The following is a 13,045-nucleotide window of genomic DNA, read 5'->3' on the forward strand; positions in this document are numbered from 1 at the left end:
AAAAAGTGACCGTAACGGGGAAAACCGTGGAAGCGGCGGTCGAGGAGGCCCTCGCCCGCCTTTCCGCCTCACGGGATCAGGTAAAAATCACGGTTTTGGAGGAGCCCAGCAAAGGGTTTTTCGGTTGGATCGGGGTGCGGAACGCCAAGGTGGAAGTGGAGAAGAACCCCACCCCACGGGAGGAGGCCCACCGCTTTCTGCGGGAAGTGCTGGACACGATGGGCCTGCAGGGGATTGACCTGGAAACGACCGAGGAGTCCGACCATGTCCGCATCAATTTCCATGGGGACCAGCTGGGGATCCTGATCGGACGCCGAGGCCAGACCTTGGATGCCCTCCAGTATCTGACCAACATCATCGCCAATAAGGCGGAAGGCGCCTACGTCCGGTTTATTCTGGATGCCCAAGGGTATCGCAACCGGCGCAGGGACACCCTGTTGGCGTTGGCAGACCGGATCGCTAAACAGGTGATCCGGACCAAAAAGCCAGTCACACTGGAACCGATGAACCCGATGGAGCGGAAAGTGATCCACACGCAGATCCAGAAATATAAGGAGTTGACCACCACCAGCGAAGGGGAAGACCCTCACCGCAAAGTGGTGGTCCTGTGGAAGGCTTCACGCTGAAAACCGTTGCGGTATCACGAGAAAACTCCCATTTGGGGAGTTTTTTTACATGAAGCGGTTTGTTTTGTATTCCAATAACCGTATGCTATCATTAGTTGTCAGAACCCTGTTGAATCGGTAGTCCCGAGACCCGAGGCGGAATGCTGGGCGGGTTGGGCTGTCAGAGGATCAGCTGTGAAGGTTTGAGGTGAACCGAGATGGAAACGGACACGATTGCAGCCATCTCCACGACGATGGGAGAGGCGGGGATTGCGGTGATCCGGGTCAGCGGCCCGGAATCGATCGCAATCGTGGATCGTCTATATAAAGGAAAGCAACCCCTTGACGCAGTCCCCACCCATACGGTGCATTACGGGCGAATCCTAGATCCTGCGGAAGGGAAAGTCCTCGATGAGGTGTTGGTGACGGTCATGCGGGCTCCCCGGACCTTCACCCGGGAAGATGTGGTGGAAATCAGTTGTCACGGGGGCATGATTCCTGTCCAGGCTGTTCTGGAGGCTTTGCTTGCTTCTGAGGCGCGATTGGCGGAACCGGGAGAGTTTACGAAGCGTGCTTTCCTCAACGGCCGGATCGACCTCTCCCAAGCGGAGGCGGTCATGGATCTGATCCGTTCCAAGACGGATCGGGCGGCCCGGGTGGCTGTTAACCAGGCGGAGGGACGTTTGTCCCGCCTCATTCAACGCCTCCGGCAGGAGATCTTGGAGAGCCTGGCTCACTTGGCTGTCAATGTGGATTATCCCGAGTATGATGCGGAGCAGTTGACGGGGCAAAAGATGCTGGAAAAATCCCGGCAGGTGGAGCAAGAAATCGATCATTTGCTGGTCACGGCTCGCCAGGGGAAAATTTTGCGGGAAGGGATCGCCACGGTGATCGTCGGACGACCCAATGTGGGGAAATCTTCCCTCTTGAATGCTCTTGCTCATGAAAACAAAGCGATTGTGACGGACATCCCGGGAACGACTCGGGACGTGATCGAGGAGTATGTCAATGTGCGGGGGATCCCCCTCCGTTTAGTGGATACGGCCGGAATCCGGGAGACGGAAGACTTGGTGGAAAAGATCGGGGTGGAGCGTTCTCACCAGGCCCTGGCGGAAGCGGATCTGGTATTGCTCCTCCTCAACCACGCCGAGGAATTGGGCGAGGATGATCGAAAACTGCTGAAGCTGGCCAGAGAACATACGACCATCGTGATCGTTAACAAGACGGATCTGCCTTCCCGCCTTGACTTGGAAGAAGTAACTTCCCTGATCGGAGGGCTTCCACTGGTGACGACCTCGGTGAAAGAAGAGAAGGGGCTGGATGAGTTGGAGCAGGCAATCGCTGATCTGTTTATGGAGGGCCGGACTCAGACGGCGGATGCCACCTATGTCAGTAATACGCGCCATGTCCATCTCCTGAAAGAAGCCCGCAAGCACGTCCATGACGCCATCGAAGGGATTGAAAGCGGAATGCCCTTGGATATGGTGGAAATCGACCTGAAGAATGCATGGGAGTCCCTCGGGGAAATCATCGGGGATGCCGTGGCGGAGGATTTGATCGATCAGATTTTTTCCCAGTTCTGTCTGGGTAAGTGAGGAGGGAAACGAGATGCCCGTATCGGGACAACATTATGATGTAATCGTCATCGGTGCCGGTCATGCGGGTTGTGAAGCGGCCCTAGCTTCGGCCCGGATGGGGTGCTCCACGCTGTTGTTGACGCTCAGCCTGGATACGATCGCGTATATGCCCTGTAACCCTTCGGTGGGGGGACCGGCCAAAGGGCATGTGGTTCGGGAAGTGGATGCCCTTGGTGGAGAGATGGGGAAGAACATCGACAAGACCCATATTCAAATGCGGATGCTCAACACCGGAAAGGGACCTGCGGTTTACGCTCTCCGTGCCCAGGCAGATAAGGTGCTTTATCAAAAAGAGATGAAAAAAGCGCTGGAGAGCGAGCCCAACCTCACACTCCATCAGAATATGGTGGAGAAACTGATTGTGGAAGAAGGCGTCTGCAAGGGCGTCGTCACCCGGACAGGGGCGGAGTACCACAGCCGCACAGTCGTTTTGACCACCGGTACTTATTTGCGCGGCAAGATCATCATTGGGGACCTCTCCTACGAAAGCGGCCCCAACAACCAGCAGCCCGCTATTAACTTGGCCCGGAATCTCCAAGAATTAGGTTTTGATACCGTCCGTTTTAAAACGGGGACTCCTCCGCGGGTGAACAAGCTGACCGTGGATACGGACAAGATGGAGATTCAGCCGGGGGATGAGGAACCCCGGGCCTTCTCCTACGAGACGAGGGAGTATCGAATGGATCAGCTTCCTTGCTGGCTGACCTATACCAATGAGAAAACCCACGAATATATCCGGGATAACTTGCACCGGGCCCCGATGTACTCCGGGCAAATTGAAGGCCAGGGGCCCCGCTACTGCCCATCGATTGAAGATAAAATCGTCCGGTTCGCAGATAAGAACCGCCACCAGATTTTCCTGGAACCTGAGGGAAGGGACACGCTGGAGATGTATGTTCAGGGGTTGTCCACCAGCTTGCCTGAAGACGTGCAACAACCCCTGATGCGGACGATTCCCGGCCTGGAAAAGGTAGAGATGATGCGAACCGGGTATGCCATCGAGTATGATGCGATCGTTCCTACCCAGCTGTGGCCCAGCCTGGAGACGAAGCGGGTGGAAGGCTTGTTTACCGCTGGCCAGATCAACGGCACTTCCGGTTATGAAGAGGCGGCGGCTCAAGGAATTATGGCCGGAATCAATGCTGCGCGGAAAGTACAGGGATTAAATCCGGTTGTTTTAGATCGGTCTCAGGCATATATTGGCGTTCTGATCGATGACCTTGTGACGAAAGGGACGAATGAACCCTATCGATTGCTCACTTCCCGGGCGGAATACCGATTGCTTCTTCGTCATGACAATGCGGACCTCCGATTGACGGACCTCGGCTATGAAATCGGGCTGATCTCCGAAGAACGCTATCGCCGTTTTACCACCAAGCGGGAAGCGATCGAAGTGGAGATCAACCGCCTGCGGAACACCAAGGTTAAGCCGACGGAAGAACTGCAAACACTCCTGAGTGAGCAGGGTTCCAGTTCAGTGGATAACGCAGTGGAACTGGCCAAACTGATCAAGCGACCGGAGATCAAATACGAGCATATTGAACAGATAGCTCCTCCTGAGACACTGGTCTCTCCCGAGGTGGGGGAGCAGGTGGAAATTCAATTAAAATATGAGGGTTATATCAAGAAATCGCTGCAACAGGTAGAAAAGATGCGAAAAATGGAGAACAAGCGCATCCCGGAATGGGTGGATTACGACCGGGTGACCGGCCTCTCTTCCGAAGCCCGGGAAAAACTAGCACGGATTCGTCCTCTTTCTTTGGGGCAGGCCTCTCGTATCTCGGGAGTAAACCCGGCGGATATCTCGATCTTGCTGGTATTTATCGAGCAGGGAGGGAAATCAAAGGCCGGTGTCCAAAACCCATGATGATCGATCCGGTCAGCTGTGGCCGGATTTTTACCGAGCTGGTTGGCCATGGCCGGAAAAAGGGAATCATGGTGGCTACAGAGAGGCAAGACTCGTTATAAGGAAGGGGATGTAAATGGATTACCGGGAGTGGTTGCAGGAACGGGCGGCTGAGGATCTGGGTGTGGAATTGAGCGGTGCCCAACTGGATCAGTTTCACCGATATTACCGCCGGTTGGTGGAGATCAATCAACAGATGAACTTGACGGCGATCACCGAAGAGAAAGAGGTGTTCGCTAAGCACTTTTACGATTCCCTTACTTTGGCCCATTACCTTCCCTTCCATGAGCTAAAATCCCTCATCGATGTGGGCACAGGAGCGGGGTTCCCCGGATTAGCCCTCAAAATTGCTTTCCCTGATATCCGACTGGCTTTGTTGGATTCCCTTAACAAACGGGTAGTTTTTCTGCGGGAATTGGCGGAGGAATTGGATCTTGCCGGGGTGGAGACGATTCATGGTCGGGCGGAGGAGACAGCACGTTTATCGGAATACCGGGAGCGCTTCGATCTAGCGACGGCCCGAGCTGTTGCCAAGCTCAATGTACTGGCTGAGTATTGTCTGCCTTTTGTCCGCGTGGGGGGGTGCTTTGCGGCGATGAAGGGGCCCGGCCTCCGAGAGGAAATGAAAGAAGGGAAAAGAGCAGTGGAGAAACTGGGGGGGCAAGAAATAGAGGAGCGTTCGCTGTCCTTGCCGGAAGGCATGGGAGAACGCCACCTCATCCTGATCGAGAAAAAGGTGTCGACTCCGAAAGCCTATCCACGGAAGCCAGGAACCCCCCTCCGAAAACCTATTTAACTTCCTTTTGAAAAATAAACGGGCCCGAATCCTACTTGTCTAGGATTCGGGCTTTTATTTACGGCGGGAAATACCGCCAATATTTCCGGGGAAATGCTTGCATTCTCAGGGTTTTGCAGGATTTGTTTCTTTTACCCGGGAGAAGGTCATCATCCTAGGTTATTAATCAGGTTGTGTAACCCTCGTAAGGCGAGTTTTCGCCTCTCCAGTTGCTCGGTCTGAGGATTGTTATGGGCAAAGGGCTCAAGGAAATCCTCATAGGATTGGCCATAGGGATCTTCGATATCTATGTTATCCCGCTTCAGACCTCCCTGGTGGTCCGAAGTGTTCTGCAGGATATTCCGGGCCGCTTCTTCTCTCATAAAGGAGCGGTTATCCCGTTGACTTTCCTCGTTTTGACGAACGGGTTGCCGCTGCGGAGGAGTCTCTTTGGCGGGTTCCCTGGGAGTTATTTGTTTTTTTTGACGTTGGGAGAATGGCCCTTTTTCCGAAATCGACTCATGGGAGCGGAGACGGATTCCGTCATTTTTTCCGGATGTCGGAGGTTGGTAGGATAGCGGCCCTTTTGAGGTAGCTTCCTTCCGTTCGGTCTGTTGTGATTCTCCGCTTCGGCGATTACGAGAGAAAGGCTCATAAGTCATGCCGCTGAAAGGGGCTCTTTCTTCAGCAGTTTCTTCTTTTTTCGGTGGGGCGGGCTTCTCGGTTTTGGATCGGGGTCGCTTGGCTTCCCAGACCATGGGGCCCGGAATCTCCTCCTCCGTTTGCTTGGCTGATTGCCGTTGCTTTTGGGAGAAGGGTTCTAATTTATTATTCACTGGTTGAGAAGAGGCCTCTTTTGGCGAAGAGGTTTCTTTCGGTCGCCCTTGCCGCTTGGATTTTAATCGGCCTTGGTTCATGGGAATGACGGATGAGGAATAGCCTCTGTCGGTGTGGTCGCCTCCGTGGCGTTCTCCCTGGAACGGTTCTTCTTGAACCGCTTCCTCCTCTTCTTTTCCTTGAAAGAAAGGTTGGTTGTTTGTAAAAGAGGAGGAAAGAAAGGAATCCTTTTCTTCCGGGGGAGGAGAAGGTTGACGTTCTTCCTGCTTCGGCCGGAAATTGTCCACAGGACGCCGATAAGCGCCGTTAAGGCGTCTACGGAGATCGATATCCCGTTCCCGTAAGACAGGTTGGGGGGCTTCCATTTGATCTTCTTCCTGTTCGGTCTCCAGCCGTTTTTCCGAAGTGGGGGAAGGGGGCACCGGGCGGTGAAGCAACCGTCGACGAGCTTTTAGATCTCTTTCCCGTCGGATGTCTGCCGCTGTAAATGGTTCCCTTTCCTCCTCCTGCAAACCTTCATTGTTCCACACAGTCCTTGTATACGGGTATTCCTCTTCCGATTCCTCTGATTCTTCCGGGGCGACACCTTTTTCCACTTCCGTCACAGACGAGTCTCCCGGGTCCTCGGCTGCGTGCTCCGACTGAGTCAGCAAAGACTGCAAGATGTAGACGGAATGGTGGGAATCTGTTTCTTGTTGAGTTGTCCGCACCTCAGACCATTCGTCATCTCCCGGATCCCCGGGGTGAATCAGATAGGCGTCCACACCTTCCACAGGTTGCTTCGGATCGATCGAGCCGTGGACAGGCGTGCTGCACATCACGGATGCGACCGACCCCGGGTTCAGTTGGAGCAGGAGAGCGGTTTTGCCTGAACGGGCGGCTTCTTTGGCCGCCTGGCTGCCCGCCGGATCGGTACTAATGACGATGACGTCATAATCTCCGCCCGAATAAGCCATGGTGTCCCCTCCTTTTTCGTGGATTGATTGATCCCGGACGAACAATTCCCTCATCGGGGAGGGAACGGTCGGATAAAAAAAGCGATCCCTCGATAGCCGTTATGAAAAACGGAGGTTCGCTATGGAACCCCCCAGAGCAACCACTCTGGGGGGAAGTATCTAGATGCAGCGGTTTATTTTTTATTGTTTCGTTTGTCACGGCTAACCGGTTTTTCGGCGGAAGCCGGAACGGAGAACTCTTCCTGGATGGTCGATGCGACTTCTTGTTGGGACTTAAGCGGTACAGATTTGGATTTGGATTGGGTGAACTTGCATAGACCGAAGGCATTGGCGAACTGAGCATCGATCCCGTAATCCTCCGCGAAGATCAGCTTGTCCCCGAAGCGATCCCGATAGTGAGGCTTGAATGGGATGGATGACCCGCCGGTGAGGATGATATAGGTGATATCGTCGGCATAGTCCAGTCGATTCCACACCTCATCTACCAGAGAAATACCCACTTCCTGAATGGCGTTTTTGACGATTTCGGATACATCGTATACTTTACCTTTAAAGCTGATCTCACCAGAGCGGATAACCCGGTTCAAACTCCAGATGGGGTATTCCTTACCAGTGCTGTCCGGATCGACGTCTCGGGAAAAGTCGGTCAGCCGTTTAGAGAGGAGATGGTAGACGTTGATCATGGCGTGGCGAGAGGTGAAGCTTTGCCGTTTGATGATTGTTTCGCCATGAAGGGTCTCCACGTCCGAGGTTCCGAAACCAAGATCGTTGATGCTTACTTTCTGGATAAAAAGGTCTTCGTTAAGGAGCTGGCCTTCCCGATCAAGAGCGATGTGGAAGAGGGTGGCCATCGGTTGGCTGATGACATACAAGTTTTCACGCTTAATTTCAAATTCGATCTTCCGGTAAGGTAGGTTTCCTTGTTTTACCTCGAAGCTGTGTTTACCTACGAGGCGGCGCTTCAATTCCTCTTTGTAGTCAATATAACTATCCGTGGGCAAGGCAACGGAGACAACCGGTTCACAGTCCGGGTTTCCTTGTAGCATCAGACCGGTGCTGACCCGAAACATCACCAGGTATTCCTGTTCACGGAACCATGTGGGGCTGAACAAACGGCGTTCATGGGAATCAAACAACTCGTCGTCAGCCGATTGCTCGATGGCCAGCTTTCCGACGAACCATTCCCGGTCGCCCTCTTTGTCCCGGTACATAATATTGTGGGGGTCGTTGTTATAAGTGATTTCCCCTACCCGGTTGGGAACAACCATATTGCGGATGAACATTTTCAGGAACTTGTCTCCATTGCGGCTAACCACTTTGGTACCATAGTAACCTTGGTCATTTCCTATGTAAATCGGTGTGCTCATTCGTCGTTCCTCCCATTTGTTGTCGAAGGGTGTCAGATAGCTCCTTCCTTGATTCTATCAGGGCTTTGTAAGGGGGGTCAATAAAAAGGAAGCAACCTTTCAGCGATTCCGACGAGTTTTGACACCTACTAAACGTGAAATGACGATTTTTGTGGAAACGCCCATCAAATCTTGTCCCACTTGTTCAACGATTGGGGCCTGGAGGATGTTTCCCTTGACAGAAAAAACCGTATCTTTCCATGACCAAGTTCTTTCGTTCCTGAAAGATCTTCCGTTATTCACCAAGAAGATCAAGAAAGATAAACGTGGAAACAGAAGGAACAGATTGTTGATAAAATCCTTCTACCATGAAGGTGGGCCGGTTTTCGGGACAGCGCCTGTTGGCACCGAACCCCAACGAAGTTCTCGGAGGCTCCAATCGTTTTGCGGCCACAGACGATTTTCTTTGGCCGCTGTTTGGATATGTAGACGGAGCGGATAAGCCTGAAATCTGCGAGAGGAACATCTGTCATGGAGTCTAAAATCCGGACACGCGCCTCTGATCGGGGTATGCTGGCAACCTCAGGGAGGGCTTTTTACGGGGTTAAAACCTGTGGGGAAGCAGTCTGATCGACAAATGTTCCACGTGAAACCTTCCTGTGTTGTACAGATGTTCACTGGGGAATCAGCAGGTAGATTAGGTAAAAGGGCGAATATGTAATATAGTATGAAGGACAAACTGTCCGTTCCGGCTCCGACAAGCGGATAACCCCCGGGCTCCCATAACCCCTCCGTTAAACGAGTACATATGACCGGGGAGAAAAGCGACCCAAGGCACGATTTGTGGTGTTTTGAGTGCATAGCGTGACCGGGGGGCGGATCGTCAAGGCAGCACCCCACCGAAAATCGATCCCTTTTTTCTGACACACTACTGCTTTGTCAGCAGTCTGAGAGACATTTTTTTATATCAATCTAGGTGGTGTCCATGAGAATGAAAGAGCCGTTCACTCGTCTGTTCGGCATGGTAGACAAGGAAGAACAGGATGAAGTCAAACAGTTAGCCGTTCATCTGATCCAGCCTAGCCCCTATCAACCGCGCTCTGTTTTTGAAGATGAGCGGATTGGAGAGCTTTGCCAATCCATCCGGACCCACGGTGTCATCCAGCCGGTTGTTGTACGGCAGGTTCGCGGAGGGTATGAATTAATCGCCGGAGAACGGCGCCTCCGTGCTGTCAAAAAATTGGGTTTGGAAACCATCCCGGCGATTATCCGAAATATGAACGACACAGAAGCGGCTTCCGCTTCATTGATTGAGAATCTTCAACGGGAAGGATTGACCGCTATTGAAGAAGCGGTCGCCTACCAGAAACTGATCGATCTTCACGGTTTGACACAAGAAAGCCTGGCTCAACGATTGGGGAAAGGGCAGTCAACGGTTGCTAATAAGCTTCGGCTTCTTCAGTTACCGGAAAAGGTGTGCCAAGCGTTAATGAAGCGGATGATTACGGAACGTCATGCTAGGGCACTCCTTTCCCTGAAGGATCAGGAAACTCAGATCAAGATTTTGGGTGAGGTTATCGAGAAAGAGCTAAATGTTAAGCAGACAGAGGAACGAATCCGTAATCTGTTGGAAAAGCGGAAAAAGTCACCGAAACCGCGTCGTAAATCTTTTTCACGGGATATACGAATTGCGATGAATACGATCCGCCAATCCGTCGATATGGTGAAGCAAACGGGGATGTCCGTTTCCGCCGATGAACAGGAATTTGATGATTTTTACGAAGTCGTTATTCGCATTCCAAAATAAAGGGTGTACAATCATTTGTGAAACAGTGAGCCTTGTCTGATATAACTTCAACCCATCCATGCGATATCACAGCGACTGAATTGAGGTGCAAAAGATGAGTCGAGTAGTAGCGATTGCCAACCAAAAGGGAGGAGTCGGCAAAACGACCACTTCCATTAATCTCGGTGCCAGCTTGGCCAGCCAAGGGAAAAAAACGCTGATCGTTGATATTGACCCACAAGGAAATACGACTTCGGGTCTGGGAATTAACAAAGCCGACGTGAAACAATGTATTTATGATGTTCTTATCAATGAGCTTCCGGTTGCTGACGTGATTTACCCAACATCTGTAGGCCATTTGGATCTGGTGCCTGCGACGATTGAACTGGCGGGGGCGGAGATCGAATTGGTGCAAACGTTATCCCGCGAACACCGACTGAAACGTTCGTTACAATCCGTTCGGGATCAGTATGACTATATTCTGATCGACTGCCCCCCGTCTCTGGGTGTGTTGACCATTAACTCCCTGACGGCGGCGGACGCAGTTTTGATTCCCATCCAGTGCGAATTTTACGCACTGGAAGGGCTGGGACAATTGTTAAATACGGTGCGCATTGTACAGAAGCACCTGAATAAACGGTTGGAAATCGAGGGAGTTCTTCTAACCATGTATGACGGGCGGACTAACCTATCTATTCAAGTGATGGATGAAGTGAAGAAATATTTTCAGCAGAAGGTTTACCATACCGTTATTCCCCGGAATGTCCGACTCAGCGAGGCGCCTAGTCATGGAAAGCCCATCTTGACTTATGATGCACGATCCCGCGGTGCAGAGTGCTATGTAGAATTGGCGAAGGAAGTGATCCAACATGGCCAATAAAGGGTTGGGAAAAGGTCTGGGAGCATTGTTTCCGACGGCAGAAGTTAATGAAGCGGATGTAGTGAATGAGGTTCCCCTGGCCGAATTGAGACCCAATCCTTATCAACCACGCAAACATTTCGACCCTGAAGCTTTGGAGGAACTGGTCTCCTCCATCAAAGAACATGGGATTGTCCAACCACTGGTTGTGCGGAAAAGCATTCGCGGGTTTGAAATCGTGGCTGGAGAGCGTCGCTTCCGTGCAGCGAAGGAAGCGAACTTCTCCTATGTTCCAGTAGTGGTAAAGGATTTCACCGATGAACAGATGATGGAGATTGCTCTCATTGAAAATCTCCAACGGGAAGATCTTAACTCGATTGAAATTGCTCAAGCTTATAAAAAGTTAATGGATCATTTCTCGATTACTCAGGAGGACTTGGCGGCACGTGTAGGGAAGAGCCGGCCCCATGTCACTAATTATCTAAGATTGCTGCAACTTCCTCCGGAAGTTCAGGAGAATGTTTCACGTGGAACATTCTCCATGGGACATGCCCGAGCTTTACGAGGCATCAAGGATCAAGAGATATTGTTGAAGCTTGCGAAGAAGGTAGAAAAAGAAGGAGCCAGTGTCCGTCAGTTGGAAGAATGGGTGCAACAAATCAATCAGGTTCAGCAAAAAAAGAAAAAACCAAAGGCCAAGGAAGAAAGTAACCCAGCCTATAAACGATATGAAGATATGCTACAGGAAGCTTTCAGCACTCCGGTGCGAATTCGGCAGGGACGACGAAAAGGCCGTATTGAGATCGAGTATTTCTCCCAACGGGAACTGGAACGATTAATTGAAATGCTACAGAATGACCGGATCCTGGATTGACGGAGGGGTCGGATGATTTACCTGGATAATGCAGCGACTACTTGGCCTAAACCACCGGGTGTGGCCAAGGCGATGAAACGAATGGTCGAGGACCTGGGAGCCAACCCGGGCAGGGGAGGACACCGGATGGCCCGGGAAGCGAGTGGAGTCGTGGAAGAGACCCGACGCTTACTGGCCCGTTTTTTTCATGCGGAAGATCCAAAACATGTTTTCTTCTGTCATAACGGAACCCATGCGGTGAACCAGGCACTAAAGGGTTGGCTTTCCCGCGGAGACCATGTGATAACGACGAGTTGGGAACATCATGCTGTCGCCCGCCCACTGGAATATCTAAAGCGGGAGGCGGGAATTGAGGTGACCCGGATTTTTCCGGGGGAGCGGGGGAGCATCGATCTGGATCAGCTGGAGGCGGCGATCCGACCCTCTACCCGCTTGATCGCAATTACCCATGCTTCTAATGTAACGGGAGCGGTCATTCCGGTAAAAGAAGTGGCAGAAATCGCTCGGAGGCATGGAGTTCCATCACTGGTGGATGCCGCTCAGACGGCGGGTATTCTTCCCATCGATGTCCAGGAATGGGGAATCGATCTGCTAGCCTTTCCTGGCCATAAGGGACTGTTTGGCCCCCAAGGAACGGGCGGACTCTATGTGAGTCCGGAATTCCCGCTGAAACCCTTGTTCCAGGGAGGTACAGGGAGTAAGTCGGAAGAGCTGGAGCATCCCGTCACACGGCCAGAAGGGTTTGAGAGCGGAACATTGAACACACCCGGTATTGCTGGTTTGGGGGAGGGAATCCGTTTCCTTGAAGGGACCGGCCTGGAATCCATCCACCAAAGAGAAATGGTACATGCGGAAGCGATCCGGTCCGGCTTGGAGTCGATGGAAAGGGTACGTCTCTACCCGCCGCTTCGCTTCGAACTGCCGGTTCTCTCCTTTAATATCGAAGGAATCGAATCCACAGAAGCGGCAGTCCTCTTGGATCAGCACTTCGAAATTGCCGTACGGGGAGGGTATCACTGCGCGGCTCTTGCCCATCGCACCAACGAGACAGCAGGATCAGGGACGCTCCGTGTCAGTCCAGGATATTACAATACCGATAAAGAGATTCAAACCTTTCTGCAAGCGGTGGACGAGATAGCCGGTGCGTTTTCAGGATGGTAAGGGGAAGGCCGTAATGGCCGCATACAATCTTACCGACGGAACGGTCGCTACGGTCCGGCTCTGCCGGGCCTCTTTTGTAATGGAAGGAAAACCAAAAGGGTCAGCTGGGGATGTCCCGAATGACTGGAAGCTGCCAATAACGGATGGGGTAAAGATATTCAACAGATGTGGAGATTGCTGGCAAGCTCCTTCCATACCACGAAGGTAGACCGGTTTCCGGCAAAGTGCCTGTTGGTACCGACATACCCAGCGGAGTGTTCGGAGGGACGGAACGAATATTCAAGTGGTTGCACCTCCTTGCTG

The 13,045-nt window shown here is 52.2% G+C and carries 10 protein-coding genes; 8 read left to right on the forward strand and 2 right to left on the reverse strand.

The window, feature by feature from the left end:
- Positions 1-5: 5 nt before the first annotated feature.
- The 4 genes from jag (at position 6) to rsmG (ending at position 4,944) form a co-directional block, all read left to right on the forward strand.
- Positions 6-626 carry an RNA-binding cell elongation regulator Jag/EloR gene (jag, locus tag ACFOUO_RS10450; protein WP_380705551.1) on the forward strand — a complete coding sequence of 207 codons (621 nt, stop codon included), beginning with the start codon at positions 6-8 and terminating at the stop codon, positions 624-626.
- A 197-nt stretch (positions 627-823) separates the two neighbouring features.
- Positions 824-2,200, forward strand: coding sequence for a tRNA uridine-5-carboxymethylaminomethyl(34) synthesis GTPase MnmE (mnmE, locus tag ACFOUO_RS10455; RefSeq protein WP_380704948.1), 1,377 nt, complete (start codon positions 824-826; stop codon positions 2,198-2,200).
- A gap of 13 nt (positions 2,201-2,213) precedes the next feature.
- Positions 2,214-4,109, forward strand: a complete 1,896-nt coding sequence (gene mnmG / locus ACFOUO_RS10460) for a tRNA uridine-5-carboxymethylaminomethyl(34) synthesis enzyme MnmG (RefSeq protein WP_380704950.1) — start codon at positions 2,214-2,216, stop codon at positions 4,107-4,109.
- A gap of 115 nt (positions 4,110-4,224) precedes the next feature.
- Positions 4,225-4,944 carry a 16S rRNA (guanine(527)-N(7))-methyltransferase RsmG gene (gene rsmG / locus ACFOUO_RS10465; RefSeq protein WP_380704952.1) on the forward strand — a complete coding sequence of 240 codons (720 nt, stop codon included), beginning with the start codon at positions 4,225-4,227 and terminating at the stop codon, positions 4,942-4,944.
- A gap of 149 nt (positions 4,945-5,093) precedes the next feature.
- Here the strand turns inward: rsmG and ACFOUO_RS10470 are convergent, their stop codons facing one another.
- Together ACFOUO_RS10470 and ACFOUO_RS10475 are read right to left on the reverse strand one after the other, a co-directional pair.
- Positions 5,094-6,716, reverse strand: a complete 1,623-nt coding sequence (locus ACFOUO_RS10470) for a hypothetical protein (protein WP_380704954.1) — start codon at positions 6,714-6,716, stop codon at positions 5,094-5,096.
- A 173-nt stretch (positions 6,717-6,889) separates the two neighbouring features.
- A complete protein-coding gene (locus ACFOUO_RS10475) occupies positions 6,890-8,083 on the reverse strand; it encodes a ParM/StbA family protein (RefSeq protein WP_380704956.1) in 1,194 nt (397 codons plus the stop codon).
- Between the two features lie 964 nt (positions 8,084-9,047).
- Between ACFOUO_RS10475 and noc the strand changes: the two genes are divergently transcribed.
- The 4 genes from noc to ACFOUO_RS10495 all read left to right on the forward strand — a co-directional run bounded on the left by noc (position 9,048) and on the right by ACFOUO_RS10495 (position 12,742).
- A complete protein-coding gene (gene noc / locus ACFOUO_RS10480) occupies positions 9,048-9,869 on the forward strand; it encodes a nucleoid occlusion protein (protein WP_380704958.1) in 822 nt (273 codons plus the stop codon).
- 94 nt (positions 9,870-9,963) lie between these two features.
- On the forward strand, positions 9,964-10,728 hold the full coding sequence (locus ACFOUO_RS10485) for a ParA family protein (protein WP_380704960.1): 765 nt from the start codon (positions 9,964-9,966) through the stop codon (positions 10,726-10,728).
- Entirely contained in the window at positions 10,718-11,581 is an 864-nt protein-coding gene (locus tag ACFOUO_RS10490; RefSeq protein ID WP_380704962.1) for a ParB/RepB/Spo0J family partition protein, read from the forward strand. The genes ACFOUO_RS10485 and ACFOUO_RS10490 overlap by 11 nt, the downstream gene beginning before the upstream one ends.
- A gap of 12 nt (positions 11,582-11,593) precedes the next feature.
- Complete coding sequence (locus ACFOUO_RS10495; protein WP_380704964.1) at positions 11,594-12,742, forward strand: aminotransferase class V-fold PLP-dependent enzyme; 1,149 nt, start codon at positions 11,594-11,596, stop codon at positions 12,740-12,742.
- Positions 12,743-13,045 lie beyond the last annotated feature (303 nt).

The organism is Salinithrix halophila, from assembly GCF_042650125.1.
Lineage (GTDB): Bacteria > Bacillota > Bacilli > Thermoactinomycetales > DSM-45169 > Salinithrix > Salinithrix halophila.